This is a genomic window from Mesotoga sp. (assembly GCF_035363035.1).
Classification (GTDB): domain Bacteria; phylum Thermotogota; class Thermotogae; order Petrotogales; family Kosmotogaceae; genus Mesotoga.
The window spans coordinates 1-17,095 of the sequence record NZ_DAOSEH010000052.1; the positions used below are offsets into that span (position 1 = coordinate 1).

Here is a 17,095-nt window from a genome sequence, read left to right on the forward strand (position 1 = left end):
GTTGGTTCGCTCTATTGCGACATGGGAAGACCTAGGAATTGGTCATACGAAGAGAGATCTTTCGCCGCTTCCGTCGGCGACATACTCACGATGGCCCTTGAAGAGGACAGGCTAGTTCGAAGCGAAATGCGTTACCGCAACATGTTCGAGGCGAGCAGCGCCATGATGGTTCTCATCGATCCCGATAGCGGCAGAATAGTCGATTCCAACCCCGTAGCGTGCGACTTCTATGGATATGGCAGAGAAGAGATGAGGCAGCGTTACACTTCGCACCTCGGGCTCGGAGACCTTGAAATGATGAGCGATATTAAGAACGGTCGTTCCAGACGTTTCACAACCAGGCATCTCCTCGCAGGCGGCGAGATACGCGACCTGGAAATCTTCGTCGGCCCGGTCGAGATCGATGGAAAGATGCTGCTCAATTGCATCGTAAACGACATAACCGATAGAGTCAACGCCGAGAATAAAGTCAGAGAGACCATGGTTGAGCTCGAGCATTCTCTGAAAGATACGGTGATGCTTATAAGCAAGATAGTGGAGGCTCGCGATCCTTACACGGCAGGTCATCAGGCGAACGTTAGCAGATTGGCCGGTGAGATCGCCGAAAAGATGGGACTGGACAAAAAGAGGGTCCAGTGGGTAAAGACGGCCGGGATGTTGCACGATATAGGAAAAGTCTCGATACCGGCCGAGATACTTTCCAAACCTGGAAAACTGAACGAACTCGAATGGTCGCTCATAAAGAATCATCCGCTTCTGGGCAGAGAGATTCTGAGCGAGGTTTACCTAGGAGGTCCCATCTCAGAGATAGTCCTTCAACACCACGAAAAGATGAATGGATCGGGTTACCCGAACGGTCTTAAAGGTGAGGAAATACTCCTGGAGGCCCGCATAATAGCGGTGGCCGATGTGATCGAAGCTATGAGTTCACACAGGCCTTACCGTGCATCGCGCGGACTCGAGGAGGCGATAAGAGAGATAGTGATGAACTCCGGCGAGCTGTACGATCCCGCAGTCGTGAAAGCTTGCATACAGATCCTCGAATCGGGGTTCAACCTTTCGGGCAAATGAAAAATAGAAAGGAGTGTTCAAAATGCTGCTGACGATTATCATGATATTCCTGGGTCTCGTGTTTCTGGGTCTGGCGATAAAGCTCGCCTTTTTCGCTCTCACAGTTATCTTCGGACTGGCCGCGTTGGGCTTCGTGGTCTTCGGCGTTTTCTGGTTACTGACCAGAGTACTGTCGATCTTCTGAGGATCAAAAGTCCAACGTACAAAACGACAACGGGGCAATGCTATCGCTGTCGCATGCCCCGTGTTCGATGATTCTCTCTGTATATTCCGGTTCAGATTTTGAATTTGGGTTGAAACTCTCCTTCGAACGGCGCGAAGGCCTTTTTGCTCTGCAGGTAACCCAGCACTATTTCTTTGAAATTGGGGAATCTACCGGCCTCTTCATCGCTTCTTACAAGTGTTTCATCACCCGTAACACCGATTATATCACCAGCCGGTATGGCCTGCCCTTTGGGAATTATCCGGTGCGTCTCCTTGGCTCCGTCGATACTGTCCGAATACAGAACCTTTCCCTCCAGGACTACCGCGAAGGAGCCGGCGATTTCTTCAAGATCGTAGATTTCGTGCGAGGAGATTATCATGGTCTTGTTCTGCTGGAGAACATAGTCTCTCAACACACCCATCACTTCCTGCCTGATCACCGGGTCGAGGTTCTGAGTGGGTTCGTCTAGAATGAGCAGGTCGGCTCCGCTGGCAACCGTGAGGGCTATGTGGAAGAGCGTCTTCATGCCCATCGAATACGTTTCCACCCTCTCGTTGAGATCGAACCTGTAGTGAACCGCGAAACTGGTGAAAACCTTTTCCTGCCAGCCCGGGTAAAGCATTCTCCACATCCTGAGGTAATCATCGCCCGTGAATCTCCTGAAAGTCAGCCGGTCTTCGGTCATAACGGCTATCTTCTCTTTGGTGCGCGATGTAACCCTCTCCCCGAACACAGCTACCTTTCCCCCATCTGGAGCCAGCTCACCGAATATGCATCGGAGAGTGGTGGTCTTTCCGGCTCCGTTGGGTCCGACTATCGCGAAGATGTCACCTTGCTCGACGTTGAAAGAGATATCGTTCAGTACGGGTTTCGACGCGAAACCCTTTCTCAGCTTATCTATGGAGACTATCATTTCTGCACTCCTTTCTTGACGAAGAGATAATTCGCAACAAGTAACACCGCCAGCGAAACCGCTCCGCTGACCCATACGTTGCCCTGGTGAGCCGGGCTTGCATAGAAGTACGGGTTGTTCCACCTGTTTCCGAAACCTCCTATTATCAGATCGGCGATGAGCACGAGGAAGGGAATACCAAAATTATCCAGGCCGGCCGTAACACTTATCATCGAAACCGCGTAATAGGCGGTCGAAAAACTTATCGAACCAATAAGCATTGAGAGCCAGTAAATACTGGTCGATGAGCCGAACTGCGCTCCGAACAACGCCATCCCGATCACCTGGGCCACGGTACCGAAGGCGATGAGAAAGAGGTACGATATCCAGAAGAGCTCCTGGCGCGAATAAGGCAGAGCCAGAAGCGAGCCCAGCCTCTTGTGCTGTATATCCGAAGGGAGAAGGCTTGTGGCGAGCAAAAAGAGGAAGACCATTCTCACCGGATAAAAGGGAATCAGCAATCCCAGTGAAAAAACGGCTATCCTTCCGGCCTTTTCGCTCAACTCCTTCATAAAATAGGCTTCTATCTTTTCAGTCATTTTTCCATACCTCCTCCAGCAGAACTTTCGCCATCTGTAGATCTATGCCGCTCTTCTTCAATTCTTCAACGGTTTCCGATATCGTCTTTATAACTTCTCTGTTGACCGCCTGCGCGGTTTTCACAAAATAGCCTACCCCATGTTCCGCCTCCACCAACCCTTCGAATTGCAGCCTTTCGAGTGATCTAATCACCGTGTTCGTATTCACTCCGAACATCACGGCCATCTCCCTCACCGGGGGAAGCTGGTCGCCATTTTCGAGACGCCCGAGCATTATCTCTTTTTTTACCACATTCATGATCTGTATATAGGCCGGAACGCCATCGTGTTTATCGATTTTTCCAAACATTCCATCACTTCTTTCAATACTTCTCGGTAACTACGCTCACCATACCCGAGGTAACCAGTTCAAAACCTCCGCTGCCGGCGGGCATCATGAGATTGAGCGATCCACTGAAGGCCGAAACCTTCACGCGGCGTCTCCCGTTCCACGAATCGTTGAATTTAATCCTGCCGTTGATAACGGCTCCTTCGATCGAAAGATCCTCGATTTTTGAGGCCTCCATAGAGAACGACAGCGCGACTCCGTTCCTGACCAGGAACTCACCGGCCTCGACGCTCCCTGTGAAGGAAAGCGCCGGAACGTTCGCGATAACTATCTCCGGTGATTTGAGCGATCCGGTTATAGATAGAGAGGTACTTTCAATCGAAATCTTCTCGCTGGCCGATATCTCTCCCCTGATCTCTCCGGCCGTCGTCTCGATCTCTACACTCTCGACCTTCACCCTGTCGTTTAACCTCAAGTAGGCCGTCCTGAACTCCACTTTCTCGAGTTGAACGAGTGTACCCACAGTTATATGGGCCGTTGAGTTGTTCATATAATCAGGCATCGATACCAGCAACCTCTCTCCATCTCTCTGAATCTCTAGTTCCGAAGGAATATAGACCTGATCGGAATTCTCGTTGAAACTCACCTCGTAACCCAGACCGGTTATCACGATTTCCTTAGCTCCTTCCACATACAGATCGGGCATATAAGTCCTATGATCTGAGCTCTTCCTGTTGTAGTCGTTTCCGCCGTCCCCGTGATACTCATAACCGTCGTTTTCGATCCAGCCAAACCACCGCAGAATCGATGGATCGTCTATGAATCCCAGTGGCCAGCGGAGTATATTGTTACCGATTCCACTTATCACGCTCAGAGCTACGACGGGTATAACCAGGAAGAGTACGCCAAGTGTTATCAACAACCATTTAAATTTCTTCAGGCTGAGAGCGATGACAACGATCCCGGCGATCGCCAGGAGAATCTTGACCGCCACGAATGGAATCAGCAAAGCCAGTAAACCCAGTCCCCCCGCCAGAATCAATTTAGCGATCGAAGGATACTTTCTATTCACCTGCACACCTCCATAATCATATAGTGTTCTAGTATATTAGAACACTAGTTATAGATGCTGTCAAGTACTATTTTCATAGCCGTCCTTCGAGAGGGAGAGAGAAGAGAGGAGGAGAGAAGGAGAGACGCCTTATCGTGAGCGAAGCGAACTCTCGATGCTCTTTCTCTCGTGTTTTTACCAAGAACTTACAAAGCACAACCAACAACTGTTCCTATAGGGACCGGAGGTGACTGGCATTGCGAAGCGATTATGATTCAGGAAAGTCTGTTTCCTCTAGAAGGTGTATCCCTCTTCAATGAGCTCTATGAGGGCCGAAACCACCGCCGGGTCGTAAAGCTTTCCCGAATTGTCTCTTATTTCCTTGACGGCCTCTACCAGTCCCGGAGCGGGGCGGTAAGGTCTGTGGGAGGTCATGGCCTCCATGACATCGGCAACGGCGATTATTCTGGCCTCAAGCATGATTTCTTCGCCTGATAGACCCCGGGGATACCCGCTGCCATCGAGTCTCTCGTGATGCTGATATATTATCTCGGCTACAGGCCAGGGAAATTCGATCCCCTCAAACAGGGAATGTCCAGCGCCCGGGTGCATCTTTATCATTTCGTACTCGAGGGCGCTAAGTCTTCTGGGGGAGCTCAGTATTTCAGCCGGTACCTGGATCTTTCCGACATCGTGAACCGACGCCGCTAGGCGCAACCCGTTGATCCTTTCGCTGTCGATACCCATTTTTTCGGCGATAGCTACCGCCAGCGCGGTCACGCGGCGCTGGTGGCCAGACGTGTAAGGATCGCGAAGGTCCACCGCCGAGGCCAGCGCCCTGACCGAACCTTCCATGGTCCGGGTGAGTTTATCCAGGCTCGTTCGCAGGTCTTCCGTCCTCTGCTGGACCTCTCTTTGGAGACGATAACTGCGGTTGTTTAGCGAACCTACCACCACTGTCAGGAACAGCGAGATGATCGCTCCGATAGCCAGCGTCATCCGGCCTTCCTGAAGGGGATACAGCCTTTCGTAATCGAGGCTGGGATGCACAACGATCACGAGGACCTTCCCGAATTCAAAGATCGGCATGATCACGTTCATTTCCTCCGCGTGGTAGTGGCGCAACTCGCTCACCGAGTCGTCTATTCTATCGTGTTCGCCAACCGTCGATGCCAGAAAGACCGGTCTGCCTACATCATCGAGCAAATAAATCCCCATCACAGTCGTTCCGTCTTTCAGGGAGATCGACTCGGTTAATTTAATGAAGACTTCGGGCCGGAAGAAAGCCAGCACGAATCCCTGAAAAGCGCCAGAAGCTTCTTTGTATGAAGGTTTCAGAATCAAGACACCTTTTGCTTCGCCCGTACTCTCAAGCAGAGTCGTAGGATCGGAGGCCGTCATGAACCCGGTCTCAACCGTCTCTTCAATAACCGCCTTCGTTATCGCGTTCGAACCCAAATCCAGTCCCAGAAATTCCCGGTGATCCACCAGCGGTTCCAGGTAAAGAATCGGATAGTAAAGAGCCCTCTCACCGGCCCTGACAATCTTTTCCTGATCGTTCATTTCCCAGATCTCGAAACTACCGGAGAGCTCTGTGGAGATTTTCGACTCGAATTCGGACCTTTCATCGGAGGCGACGGCCGGCGCCCAGCCCCAGATGGTCATATCACCCTTAGAAAGGATGGGACGCACGAAGGTTTCGAACTCACGGCGCTCGACGCTTTCGCTGGACTCGAAAAAAAGTGAGAGACTCTCTAGTTCGTAAGCGCGCATATCGCGAATCGCCTGCGATACAAAAGTCGCTTTGCTTATCGCCAGGCTTTCGAAGGCTTCGTTTCTCGAGCTTTTCTGGTTTTCGTTCACAGAAAAAGCGGCCATGAAAGTTATCGTCAGAGAAATGAAAAGAACCGTTATAGCGTCGAGGTATCTTGGGAAGCGCTTCTCCCGTCTCTCCTGGGGAAGGGCCTTCTTCCACCACGTAAGCGCGAGCCCGATCACAGAAAAAAACAGCAACAGCACCGAGAGAACTATCATCGGAAGAGTCTTTTCCAGGATAATGCCGTTCCAGTTCTTTATATCCAGATCTATTCCAAGCGCTGCGATGGCCTCTCCTGAGAGCTCGTCCACTACCGGAACCGTTGCGCTCGCCCACGTGCCCCAATTGTCTTTTATAGGTGACTCAACTGTCGATTTCTTTTCCTTAAAGACCTTTCGATCGTTTTCCGTGGCGCCCCTGTATGGGTCACCCGGCAGAGACTCGTCGGTTGATCCGGGGAGCTCCGAATCTATGAAAAAGTAGATCTCTCCATCCTCTCTAATTCCCATGAGGTAGATGAAGCGGTACTGGGGAAAAATCTTCTTGACCTGGATTAGTTGTTGCTTCAACCTCAAATAGGCGGGATTGGCGAGGTCATCGATGGTACCGTGCAGAGATTTAAGGCGAGCCTTGTTCAACGCGGCTTCTAGAAGTTTGGCCTCGTTCAGCAATTCGTTGCTGAGGCTGTTCCTGGCCCTTTCCGCAGTGACAAGACACAAAGAGATTCCCGCAAGCGAAACGACCAGAACGACTAAGATAGTTGTAAGGGTTCTTCCAGCTTTCATTCGAGAAGTCACATTTCCACTCCTGGTGAGACCATCGAAGTTACTCACGGTCAACCGTTTCTTTTGTATCCCCACAATTTATGATTTTAACATGTCATCATCCGTAAATTATAGCCTGAATCGATCAGGTTCTCCAGATCAGCCAGCATAAAACGTTTGGAGCTATCGATTGGTTAGAAAATCAGCAACGAGAAGGGGTTTGCGGGCAATGACCGTAAGTAGAAGATCGATCTGTATCTTCACATATCGAGAGTGTGTTGAAACGATCATAATCACATCGGGAAATTAGGTATAATTTTCTGGAAGGAGGATGATAACGATGAGTATATCTACCATGACGGGCGACGAAGGCCAGACGAGTCTCTGGAGTGGCGAGCGCGTGGATAAAGACAGTCTGAGGGTGGAGGCCTACGGTACTGTAGATGAACTGAACTCCTTTCTCGCAGAGGCGAAACACCACACCTGTGAAGAGGTGAGTCGATACATACTTTCTGTACAGAGATTCCTCTTCAAAGTCGGAGGACAGCTGGCGTCTAAGGACGTTCAATATGTCGAGCCTGTTAGCGAGGAGGACGTTGAAAAACTTACGAAAAGCGTCCACCACTTCGAAGAGATCGTTGGCCTCAAAGGATTCGTGATTCCAGGAAGCACGATCGCATCGGCGAAGCTGGATATCTGCAGAACGATAGCCAGAAGAGCCGAGAGAAGGATAATAGCGCTCTCCAGACTTGAAAAAGTCCCCGGTCCTGTCAGAAAGTACATCAACAGGCTCTCGGATTTTCTTTATATCATAGCAAGATACGAGGAATTCAAAGAGAAAAAACTCCTTTACAAGAACGATGTCGAGTGATAAAAAAATAAACCGCTTCAAGCATATCGCGGTTAAAAAATGGCCGATCAGTTTCTTGAAATCGATTATAGCCTTTTCGAAAGGCGATTCGACGCGGTTACCTGTAACTGATCCTGGGTATACCGTCCTTCATGCAGGAACCGAAACTGTAAGCTACCGAATCGGTGTTCATTCCGGGTAGAAAGAAAACGGTTATCATCTCGTCCACATCTTGACCGTTTTCTTCCCATATTCGTAGTGTGATATTCTTCAGTTCCTCTTCGGTGACAGAAGGCTTTATGAGCATTATTCTGGCCGTGCGCCGTTTCCAGGCCTTTCCAAAATCACGTATCATAACTACAGAATAGTTTCCATCCCGCTCGACTGCCATGATACTCCCTCCATCGTAGTAATGCATATATAATACATCATGTTACAAAAAATTTCCAAGTGCCATTAATACTTCAATAATTAAGTAGAGATAAATCTTAGTTAGGTTTGGAAATCATAGTTGCTTCATTCGTCGCCGGTTAAAGGCGATTCCTGCTCTCCTTTTCAGTCAGCTATCACGAAGATAGCTGAACGGACCATTTCAAAACCTGTCAATTCTATACTGACTATACGTGGCTGTGAATCGGAACTATAAAGTTAATATGTTAAAGAAACTATGTATTACACATGAGGTAGCGGTGCAACAAGACATCTCAGACGAGTAGTTGAGAGAGCGGGAAGAACGGTTCTTAGTTCCGACGCTGCACATCCAGGTTTTTCGTTCTTGGTTAAGGAGCGGGAGAGCCGGAACGGGATCCTCTATCTCTAAGCCAGGGCCAGGATCCCTGTTTTTCTCCCTCCCGTCATGCCAGACACCGATCCGGCATTCCGGTCTTACCCACAACCTACTAACAACCATTACTTGACATCAGTCTGACTACCTGAGGCAACCGGTATTACGAACGATACTGGTATTTTCGGTATGACGGTCAATTTCTCTGACAACATCATATTGAGATCGCGATCTGGAATCTTCATCTTCGTTGAAAAACACATTTAACATATACTATACTATTTCGTGATAATAGTACTGTGTCATATACAGTATAATCATGTCAACACAATACCGAGGTGATGATATGGATATAGGAAAGCTTGCCACGGAAATGAACAGGGGATTCATCCAGTTGTTGATGATGGTTATGCTCGATGAGCCAATGTACGGGTACGAAATCGTGAGAACACTCCAGGAACGCAATTTTCTCATAGACGAGAACACTCTTTACCCCCTATTGAGACGCCTGGAGGAGAAAGATATACTGGCGAGCGAGTGGAGAGTCGAGGAAAACAAACCGAGGAAGTACTATTCAATCTCTAGTGAAGGAAGAAAAGTTAGAGAGGAACTACTGAAAATCTGGCAAGAACAGGACAAGCTGATAAAAAGCTTCGTTGGGGAGGAATGAAAATGGAAAGATTGAAAAAGTACCTGGACAACGTTAGGACTTTTCTACCAGGGAGGCAACCGGAAAAAGTCGATGAGATCTTGAGAGAGATAGAGAGCCATATACTGGAGCGGGCAGAACGCGAGCACGGAGAGATAAACGATACCAGCCTCGCAATGGCGATAAAAGAGTACGGTTCACCCGAGCAGGTCGCTGCCAGGTACTACGAGGATGGCCCTATAATAGCCCCTCATCTTAAGAATTATCTATTCATGTACACTGGAATAATCTTCGCGATCCACATTGGACTACATCTTTTGAGCCTGATCTTCGGAGAGAACGGTGCAATCTTCATATTCAGCAGCACTGATTTGCTGGGTGTCCTGTCACAGCTTCCGGTAACTTTTATCTTCGATTTCGGTTTGGTCAGTCTTGTCCTTTACTTTGTCACCAAGGCGGGTGCCACATCGAGACTCCCGTACTTCACATGGTTTCTGAAGAACGAGAAGGTCCCCTCGCTGGCCCAGAGAATAGCCACTCTTGTGGCATCGATAGTAGGAGTCGCGATCACATATCTGGGCTTCACTTACGGACCGGTTTATTTCGTTGACGGTCAGATGAATACGCTGGCCATCGCAGCGCTCGACACTATGAAATACGGACTTTTCCTCGGCTTTGGAATATTGACGATCTCGTCGATCTTCAACTTTATAAACGTGTTCAACTACTCAAGGATTGTGAAGATAGCCTCCGACATCGCCGGGCTGATTTTTCTTCTGATCGTAGTCTCACCCGATTACTCCGGAAGAATAGCCGATTTCCTCGGCATATCTCCGGAAAGCACTGGCCACCCTCTCCTGATCGGAATACTCGTCTTCATAACTTTGGTGACCATAGTAGAGCTTGTTATCGAGACAATAAGATTCTGGGCAAGTAGGATAGTTGCATCCACCAACACGTAAGAACCCTATTGCCGATAACCTATAGTTTGAGGGTTTCTAACTCTTGCTTCTAATTCTCTCTCTCTAGAGGAAATTAGGAGCAAGAGATGCTGTTAAGTAACAATCGATTTTCGGGAATCACCGTCTCAATCTCTCTTCAACGCTTCCATCGGGAAGAACGAATTCGTAAGAGTAATCGCTGAGGTCTTCGAGCTGAAATCTTTCGCAATCTTTCCATCTATCGTGACAATACATATTGATCCATTCGCTGTCTATCTTTCCCTGTTCGTAAGCCTTCACTATGGGACACTCATGATAATTACTGCAACTGTCGCTTTCCACTAAGGGGACACCTCCACTGAATATTCATTATTAATGTTATCACATGGGACGGGAAAAACAAGTATCTTAACCTTCTGGCCTGTTTATTTCCTTATGCAATGGCTTTATCTCGTTATAGAATATATCGAATGGGAGACAATAACTTGGGGGTGATTGGATGTCCAGAAGGATTTTTCTGGCGATAATTGTTGTTCTTTTACTGATAGCGCTTTCGGGCTGTATCAATATCTTGAGGAAATATCAGGTGACTATCACCAGCACACCTCTGCTTGAGAGTGTGACCGTTGGAAAGAGGGAAAGAGAGCTTCCCTATGGGACGACCGCGAAGAGAGGCGAGAAGATCCTTATCAAGGCTCCTCTCGTCCCCGGATACGACTTTGCCGGATGGCTCGTGAACAACGACCTCAAGGAAGAGGCCAACGTTGAGATAATAATCGAAGAGAACACGGCTATAAAAGCTATCTACATTCCGAAGCTAGTGAATGAAATCACTCTGGGCGGGAAGGGCGACGAAGCCGGTTCCGGCCTGATAGTGGAGAGCACTTCGAGCCTGGTGGCCGGCGTTACATCCAACTCGACCGACAGTAACCTTATAGTCGCCAGCAACGGCGGATTCGACTTCTGGGTTCCTCCACTGGAATATATTTCAAACAGCTTTCTGGTCTCGCCCCGAAAGGCTCACGGCGGTTCGGGCGATGAGTTTCTCTCAGACACAACCCGGATAACCGGTGGTACCGTTTCGGTTGGCTGGACAGATTCGCAAGATATACCTTTCACAGGTAGCGGCTATCCATATCACGGTGGAATAGACGCCTACGCGATCATGCTGCTGAACGACGGCACACTCGGCTGGCAGACGTACATAGGTGGAAGCGGCGACGATTACGCCCATTCGGTAAACATAACTGTCGGTGAACGTTTGATCCTTACCGGATCGACCGGCTCGAACGATTCTAACTTCGAGGGTACCGGCCACCACGGCGACATAGACGGCTGGGTATCGATAATGAGCTCTTACGGAACCCTCGTATCGAAGTTGAGGAAATCCTTCGGCGGCAGTGTTACAGATGAGCTCTTCTACGGTGTCCAGACACGCGACGGCGGTTACCTTCTCTGCGGCTATTCCAGGTCCAGCGACGGTGATCTGAAGAACATCGACCGGTCTCAGGGCGAGGATCTCTGGATTCTCAAGGTCGATGAGGAACTCAACATTCTCTGGCAGGACCTCCTCGGTGGTACCGCAGACGAGAGAGCCCATGTGGTTAAAGAGGTTAGCGACGGTTTGATCGTAGCCGGTTACACGGCCTCCACCGGAAGGGATGTAAATGACCATAAGGGGGGAAAGGACATCTGGGTCTTGAAATTCAAAGACGATGGAGAACTATTGTGGAGCAAAACGTACGGCGGCACGGACGATGAAGAGGCCTTCGATATCATAGAGACTGCCGACGGAGGCTACGCCGTGTGCGGCTATACAAAATCTACCAACCGTGACGTGAGGGCTAACAAAGGGATGAGCGACATCTGGGTGATTAAGCTCGGAACTGACGGCTACCTGGAATGGGAAGCCACTTTCGGAGGTACTCAGAACGACGGCGGCAGGAGAATCGGAGAGACGGAAAAGAGAGAGTTGATAGTGATCGGTACGACCTCCTCCAACGACAGAGACGTTCTCAACGGCCTCCACGGTGGGACAGACGCCTGGCTTCTGCGTCTGGGCAAATGAGCGGCCGAAGGGACCGGAGTTGAGAGTAGAGACCGTAGTTGAAAGCGAAGTCGTCGAACTTCTTGCCAGAGCCGACATCTGCCCCGTCTGCTCGGCCCGTTCCAAAGCCGTGGACGGCTGGATTTACGGCGCCTTCTACAATCTGCTTCACAACGAAGATGCGAGGTTCAGGTTGAAATCGGGAGGGCTGTGTCGAGAGCACTCCAGACGGATCGTGGAAATGGCCAGAGAGAAATCCGATATCGGCAGTCTTCCGGTCTCGGTTGTCTTCAAAGAGCTGCTTTTCGGACAGCTCAACCTGATTGGTCCGGGCGAAAGAAAGCTCTTCAAAAGAGTTTCATCATCCAGAAACACCGGTGGCTGCCATCTCTGCGAAGTGTCCAGGGAGAGCGAAAAGAGGTACGTGATAGCCATAGCGAAGTTCTTCGATTCGGAGAAAATCAGAAAGCTGTATGAAGAGTCCTCCTCCATTCTGTGCATAGACCACGCGAGAGAGGTTGCCGCTTCCATGAGAGCGGCTACGGTCGAATGGTTCGTGACTCTTCAGAAAAGCAAGATCGAATCCGTGATCGAAATGCTCGAAAGGTACATCGGTAAAAACGACTACAGGAACACCTCACCCATAGGCGAAGAGAGAAACGCCTGGCTTACCGCATCCAGGATAATCGGAGAGACCCGGGTCACTGGACGTAACGAATAACGTATTCGCCCGTGTTCACCAGTTCGAATGTCAGGAGATCCAGATATACCTTCTCGGAGATGGCCACACCCAGATAAGGCTGGTCTTTGAGCATGGACACTAGGCTCTCTTCGAGAAACGCCAGCTCCTCGGGGAGTCTTTTCTCATTGACGGGATCGTAAAACCTCAATCCGATATCCTTGTAATAAAGCAGCCGTTCTCCATCGATTTCTACCGGTGAGAAATACGAGTCGCGGTGAACGAGCCGCTTTTCCGGTATATGGTACAGAGAGAGGAGTCTGGGTTCGGGGGCCGTTCCCGTGTCTACCATCAAGACATCGTTCCACAGACCCATGAAGAAGTTCGGGCCGCTCTCTGCGACCAAGACCGATTTGGAAAAGAACCCGATTTTGAGCCCGCCGGTGGGACCGGCCTGGACGACTTTCACCTCAAAGCCTGACATATCAGTTTGCATGAGTTCGTACACCACATAGTCGGAAAAGACATGAGCGCGCAGGAAACGCCAGTCCGAGAAAAACTCCGGCACCTGCGAGCCGCCAACAAGTGCCACCGTAAACGAAACGAATAAGACCAGAATTGCCACGGTCAACATAACTTTTCTCAAGAGAAACACCCCCCGGCTTTTTGCTTCAGAGAATAGACGATCCAAACTGGTAATAGGTTCTCTGAGAGAAAACGAGAAGGCCCCTCACGGGGCCCGTAGAAGAAAGGTCTTACTTTGAAGTGTCCGGGGTGTTCAAGAAAGTTATTGCATTCCGTTTAGGGTGATATCTCCGTTGGATGTTCTGAGAGAAAGATCAAGATCCCTCCAGTTGTTTATTTCGGCTCTCAGATCGTTCTTGTCGATCTTTTCGAAAGAGATCGATCTGAAGCCCTGAACATCAACATTTCCGTTGGATGTAGCAGCAGTCAAAAAGGCTCCTGCGGTCCAGGGAAGCTTGAAATCTATCTTTCCGTTGCTTGTGTAGATCTCCAGTCTTCCGGTCGGAGACGTGAGCAACTTGGCGACTACCGATCCGTTGCTCGTCTTAAAATAATTGTCTCCGTAAAGCTTGCAAAGGTTGATCTTATAACCGCCGTTCGAAGTCACCGAATAGATGCTGCCCTCGAAGCCGGTAATGCTTATGTTGCCGTTGCTAGACTCTATGACGCACTCCCCGGATATCCCCGAAATACTCACCGAACCGTTAGATGTCTTATAAAAGTGAGATTCATACAGTTCCCTCGGAACATAAACGGTCATTGAAACTCCGTAATTTATTCCGCCGGGTCGATCGGTTCTACTGAGCCCTATCTCGAGGGTCTCTCCCAGATTGCTCCAGACAACGTCAAGAGAGTTGTTGAAGGCCTTTACCTGCGAACTGTTCAATCCTGACACGAACTTCGTTCCCGTCACTCTTACGTAGTCCTTCTCCCAGACCAGAACGGTGAGCGAACCGTTTGTACCGGTGACTTTGAGGGCCTTCGTTTCAAGAATATCGATTTCCTTCTCGTACTGACTGTTGATTCTCGTCGTGAAGATCAGCGAGCAGCCCGTCGAAAGAAATAACAGCACAAAAACCAGTGGAATTAAAACCAGTGTCTTCTTCATCGATCTACCTCATATACCCATAGTAATTCTGTACATCTTCGAATGAATCTCGAAAGTGATTTTATCTAAACTCTCGTAATTACGGGAATAACTCTTCTTTTTCATAATAATCATCTCCTTTTTCGGTGTTTGTTATTCTAATCATTGATAATATACTTTATAAAATTCAATTTGTCAATGCTCATATTCATATTTATTTTTTAAGAGCCAAATATTTCTAATTTATCTGTGTATAGTTTGAAAAAGACCCATGAAAGAGAAGATTGCATTCGCAATGCCAGTAACTTCCGGCGGTAAATTTGCTTTCTAATAATGGTTGAGTAGGTTCTTTTTCTCTTTCGAAAGACGGGTCCATGTTCCGGGGAAGGACCAAGGACGGTTCTTCCCGCGAGCAATTTACTTCCCGGTTCGGTCTGGACGGCTCTCTCTTCGGAGGAGCCAGATGTATAGCAGCACTACGGGAAAAACCAGCAATCCCGTTACTCCCAGGGCCAGGGTAGTTGAACTAAGGGCTATCAGGCCGATTATCGGGCCTCCGATTATCTGGCCGAGCGAATCGAACTGTCTGGCCACAGATATTACCGTCGCCCTCACGCCGGAAACCTCTATTTGTCTGTTGATAAAGCTTGCGTAGAGAGGATAATCGTTCCGCCTGGCCACGAAACCCGCCCAGTAGAAGGCCAGGGCCAGCGGGAAGTTGCCGCTGAGGGCGAATCCGATGAAAGCCACGGCCAGGATGGTGTTCAGGATGACCAGGTAGGATAGCAGGAGCTTTGAAGAGTTACGGGAAGACAGTCTTTTAAGGAAAGATAGAACGGCGATGCTCAAAACCATGGCACCGGAGTTTATCACCCCGAACCACAGCACGTAACGTAATCCAAATTCCTCGGTTATCTTCAGATCTTCGAGAAACTTCAGTATCCAGAGTCTGTCGAACCCTTCGCTGTAGAGACCTATCCCCAAACTGATGAAGAGGATTATCGTCAGGCTCGCTGAAGTCCTTATCTGTCCAAGGCCGTCTGCGAGAGTGGAAAGAAAGTCTTTCAGGGGTTTGCCCCGGTGCTTAGGTCTGAACTTGTTCTCCTTCATTATTCGTCTCAGGATCAGGGCGAGGAGGAACATGGAAACTCCCGAAAGAACTATCGGAAAGTTCAAAGCAAACAGTCCGAGGAGAACGCTGGCCCATATTCCCGCGAGCGAGCCGATCTGTTCGAACTGAGCGCCTTTCACAAGCACGGAGTCAAGGTTCTCAATTCCGCTCTCATCGGCGACCCAGGCTATATCGGCGCCACTCAGGAATGTATATCCGGCGCCGGCGATTATCTGTGCCAGAAGGATGGTCCAGAAAAAGGGCAGGCTCCCCTCGAGGATGAAGCTGACACCCAGCACGGTTAGTCCTGTGATGATCGATCTTCTCCTGCCGTACATATCGGCGAAGACACCAGTGGGTATTTCGAAGAGGAGTGCCGAGGTTTCGACCACGGTTCCAACGAGAACCAGCTGGAGAGGATTCAGCCCTACCGATTCGACGAAGTAGATGCCGTTGATGGTGAATACTAGATTGAAGAGAAAATAGACGGAACCGCTGTACAGGTAATACAGTTTTTCTGGCTTCATCGAACCACCGGTCTCCGGAGAATCAATCGCGAAAGACCCTCAGAGAATTCAAAACTGCGAGTAACGCCACACCAACATCTGCAAAAACCGCTCCCCACATGCTGACCAGCCCGAAAGCCCCAAGAACTATGAAGAGCGCCTTTGTTCCTATGGCCAGACATATGTTCTGAAGTATTATACTCCGTGTTCTTCTGGCAATCGCTATCGCTCTCGATACCTGCAATGGAGAATCATCGGAGATCACTATATCGGCCGTTTCTATCGCTGCATCGGAGCCAATCCTTCCCATCGCTATGCCGACGTCGGATCTGGCGATCACCGGCGCGTCGTTTATACCGTCACCCACGAACGCTACCTTACAGCCCGTCCGGGAAGATCTCTCCAGCGTTTCGAGCTTCCCTTCAGGGTTCAGTCCGCCCTCGTACCAGTCCAGGCCAAGCTCACCCGAAATGGCTGCGGCCACATCGGGGGAATCTCCGGTGAGCATCGCGATGCTTGCCAGGCCCTGGTCGCGGAGAGATTCGATCGCCATTTTTGAATCTTCTTTCAATCTATCGGAGATATCGATCGTTCCCGACAGCTTTCCGCCAACTGTAAGATAGATCTTCGACTTTCCCTTCGCAGCCGGGAGAATGGTCGAACCTTGCAGTATTCTTTCATTGCCCAGCGCTATCTCCTTGCCTTCGACGGTCGCGTGAACTCCTTCACCCGGTATCTCCCTGTAGTCGCTAACGGCGAGAAGATATTCTTTTTTGAAACCGATCGAGAAGGCGTGATCGACAATCGATCTGGCGATAGGGTGGTTCGAGTTGCTCTCCACACTCGCGGCGATCAACATCGCTTCCGCCGGCGCCATTCCGTTGTGGCCGGAGATTTCGCTTATCCCGAACCTTCCCTCTGTGAGCGTGCCCGTCTTGTCGAAAAGGACCGTATCTATCCCGGCCAGTGCTTCGAGATAGTTGCTCCCTTTGACCAGTACACCGTATCTGGAAGCCTTTCCGATACCGGCGAAATACCCGAGCGGCACTGATATCACAAGGGCGCAGGGACAGGAAATGACTAACAGAATAAGAGCTCTGTGGAACCATTCGCCGTAATTTCCTCCGGTAAAAAGGGGCGGTACCGTGGCAAGAAAGACGGCGATCAAAACTACTATGGGCGTGTAGATC

Annotated in this window: 18 protein-coding genes; 7 read left to right on the forward strand and 11 right to left on the reverse strand. The window is 49.7% G+C overall.

Going from position 1 to position 17,095, the window contains the following annotated elements:
• Positions 1-1,071 (forward strand): HD domain-containing phosphohydrolase (locus tag PKX57_RS08270; protein ID WP_472416758.1); only part of this gene is annotated, 1,071 nt, incomplete at its 5' end.
• A gap of 22 nt (positions 1,072-1,093) precedes the next feature.
• The gene (locus PKX57_RS08275; protein WP_213922995.1) at positions 1,094-1,255 is read left to right on the forward strand and encodes a hypothetical protein; all 162 of its coding nucleotides are present in this window, start codon (positions 1,094-1,096) and stop codon (positions 1,253-1,255) included.
• 91 nt (positions 1,256-1,346) lie between these two features.
• On the opposite strand, the gene PKX57_RS08280 is transcribed toward PKX57_RS08275, so the two are convergent.
• The 5 genes from PKX57_RS08280 to PKX57_RS08300 form a co-directional block, all read right to left on the reverse strand.
• On the reverse strand, positions 1,347-2,189 hold the full coding sequence (locus tag PKX57_RS08280; protein ID WP_213922996.1) for an ATP-binding cassette domain-containing protein: 843 nt from the start codon (positions 2,187-2,189) through the stop codon (positions 1,347-1,349).
• Entirely contained in the window at positions 2,186-2,767 is a 582-nt protein-coding gene (locus PKX57_RS08285; RefSeq protein ID WP_213922997.1) for a hypothetical protein, read from the reverse strand. Before PKX57_RS08285 ends, PKX57_RS08280 begins: the two co-directional genes overlap by 4 nt.
• On the reverse strand, positions 2,760-3,116 hold the full coding sequence (locus tag PKX57_RS08290; RefSeq protein ID WP_213922998.1) for a GntR family transcriptional regulator: 357 nt from the start codon (positions 3,114-3,116) through the stop codon (positions 2,760-2,762). The genes PKX57_RS08285 and PKX57_RS08290 overlap by 8 nt, the downstream gene beginning before the upstream one ends.
• Before the next feature lie 13 nt (positions 3,117-3,129).
• Entirely contained in the window at positions 3,130-4,167 is a 1,038-nt protein-coding gene (locus PKX57_RS08295; protein ID WP_214075230.1) for a hypothetical protein, read from the reverse strand.
• Between the two features lie 273 nt (positions 4,168-4,440).
• Positions 4,441-6,747 (reverse strand): HD domain-containing phosphohydrolase, encoded by a 2,307-nt coding sequence (locus PKX57_RS08300; RefSeq protein WP_472416760.1) that lies wholly within the window; start codon positions 6,745-6,747, stop codon positions 4,441-4,443.
• Positions 6,748-7,066: 319 nt separating this feature from the next.
• Here PKX57_RS08300 and PKX57_RS08305 point away from each other — a divergent pair, with 319 nt between their 5' ends.
• Positions 7,067-7,597: a cob(I)yrinic acid a,c-diamide adenosyltransferase gene (locus tag PKX57_RS08305; protein ID WP_472416762.1), complete on the forward strand. Its 531-nt coding sequence runs from the start codon at positions 7,067-7,069 to the stop codon at positions 7,595-7,597.
• Positions 7,598-7,694: 97 nt separating this feature from the next.
• Here the strand turns inward: PKX57_RS08305 and PKX57_RS08310 are convergent, their stop codons facing one another.
• The gene (locus PKX57_RS08310; RefSeq protein ID WP_213923002.1) at positions 7,695-7,967 is read right to left on the reverse strand and encodes a hypothetical protein; all 273 of its coding nucleotides are present in this window, start codon (positions 7,965-7,967) and stop codon (positions 7,695-7,697) included.
• Positions 7,968-8,706: 739 nt separating this feature from the next.
• Here PKX57_RS08310 and PKX57_RS08315 point away from each other — a divergent pair.
• Both PKX57_RS08315 and PKX57_RS08320 read left to right on the forward strand, forming a co-directional pair.
• Positions 8,707-9,030, forward strand: a complete 324-nt coding sequence (locus PKX57_RS08315; RefSeq protein WP_213923003.1) for a helix-turn-helix transcriptional regulator — start codon at positions 8,707-8,709, stop codon at positions 9,028-9,030.
• A gap of 2 nt (positions 9,031-9,032) precedes the next feature.
• A complete protein-coding gene (locus PKX57_RS08320) occupies positions 9,033-9,971 on the forward strand; it encodes an HAAS signaling domain-containing protein (protein ID WP_472416764.1) in 939 nt (312 codons plus the stop codon).
• A gap of 117 nt (positions 9,972-10,088) precedes the next feature.
• On the opposite strand, the gene PKX57_RS08325 is transcribed toward PKX57_RS08320, so the two are convergent.
• Complete coding sequence (locus PKX57_RS08325) at positions 10,089-10,292, reverse strand: hypothetical protein (RefSeq protein ID WP_169699904.1); 204 nt, start codon at positions 10,290-10,292, stop codon at positions 10,089-10,091.
• Positions 10,293-10,449: 157 nt separating this feature from the next.
• Between PKX57_RS08325 and PKX57_RS08330 the strand changes: the two genes are divergently transcribed.
• Positions 10,450-12,018, forward strand: coding sequence for a hypothetical protein (locus PKX57_RS08330; protein WP_472416766.1), 1,569 nt, complete (start codon positions 10,450-10,452; stop codon positions 12,016-12,018).
• 19 nt (positions 12,019-12,037) lie between these two features.
• On the forward strand, positions 12,038-12,718 hold the full coding sequence (locus PKX57_RS08335) for a DUF6062 family protein (RefSeq protein ID WP_213923007.1): 681 nt from the start codon (positions 12,038-12,040) through the stop codon (positions 12,716-12,718).
• Here the strand turns inward: PKX57_RS08335 and PKX57_RS08340 are convergent.
• The 4 genes from PKX57_RS08340 to PKX57_RS08355 form a co-directional block, all read right to left on the reverse strand.
• A complete protein-coding gene (locus PKX57_RS08340) occupies positions 12,699-13,322 on the reverse strand; it encodes a hypothetical protein (protein WP_472416768.1) in 624 nt (207 codons plus the stop codon). The genes PKX57_RS08335 and PKX57_RS08340 overlap by 20 nt on opposite strands.
• Positions 13,323-13,463: 141 nt before the next feature.
• Positions 13,464-14,309, reverse strand: coding sequence for a DUF4097 family beta strand repeat-containing protein (locus tag PKX57_RS08345; RefSeq protein WP_213923009.1), 846 nt, complete (start codon positions 14,307-14,309; stop codon positions 13,464-13,466).
• Between the two features lie 396 nt (positions 14,310-14,705).
• On the reverse strand, positions 14,706-15,926 hold the full coding sequence (locus PKX57_RS08350) for an MFS transporter (protein WP_213923010.1): 1,221 nt from the start codon (positions 15,924-15,926) through the stop codon (positions 14,706-14,708).
• Positions 15,927-15,948: 22 nt separating this feature from the next.
• On the reverse strand, positions 15,949-17,095 hold a 1,147-nt coding region (locus tag PKX57_RS08355), incomplete at its 5' end, for a heavy metal translocating P-type ATPase (RefSeq protein WP_472416770.1).

Bases quoted from the DNA above. Each gene is read 5' to 3' on its own strand.
- PKX57_RS08275 (WP_213922995.1), top strand. From the start codon at position 1,094: ATGCTGCTGACGATTATCATGATATTCCTGGGTCTCGTGTTTCTGGGT.
- PKX57_RS08280 (WP_213922996.1), bottom strand. From the start codon at position 2,189: ATGATAGTCTCCATAGATAAGCTGAGAAAGGGTTTCGCGTCGAAACCC.
- PKX57_RS08285 (WP_213922997.1), bottom strand. From the start codon at position 2,767: ATGACTGAAAAGATAGAAGCCTATTTTATGAAGGAGTTGAGCGAAAAG.
- PKX57_RS08290 (WP_213922998.1), bottom strand. From the start codon at position 3,116: ATGTTTGGAAAAATCGATAAACACGATGGCGTTCCGGCCTATATACAG.
- PKX57_RS08300 (WP_472416760.1), bottom strand. From the start codon at position 6,747: ATGAAAGCTGGAAGAACCCTTACAACTATCTTAGTCGTTCTGGTCGTT.
- PKX57_RS08305 (WP_472416762.1), top strand. From the start codon at position 7,067: ATGAGTATATCTACCATGACGGGCGACGAAGGCCAGACGAGTCTCTGG.
- PKX57_RS08310 (WP_213923002.1), bottom strand. From the start codon at position 7,967: ATGGCAGTCGAGCGGGATGGAAACTATTCTGTAGTTATGATACGTGAT.
- PKX57_RS08315 (WP_213923003.1), top strand. From the start codon at position 8,707: ATGGATATAGGAAAGCTTGCCACGGAAATGAACAGGGGATTCATCCAG.
- PKX57_RS08320 (WP_472416764.1), top strand. From the start codon at position 9,033: ATGGAAAGATTGAAAAAGTACCTGGACAACGTTAGGACTTTTCTACCA.
- PKX57_RS08330 (WP_472416766.1), top strand. From the start codon at position 10,450: ATGTCCAGAAGGATTTTTCTGGCGATAATTGTTGTTCTTTTACTGATA.
- PKX57_RS08345 (WP_213923009.1), bottom strand. From the start codon at position 14,309: ATGAAGAAGACACTGGTTTTAATTCCACTGGTTTTTGTGCTGTTATTT.
- PKX57_RS08350 (WP_213923010.1), bottom strand. From the start codon at position 15,926: ATGAAGCCAGAAAAACTGTATTACCTGTACAGCGGTTCCGTCTATTTT.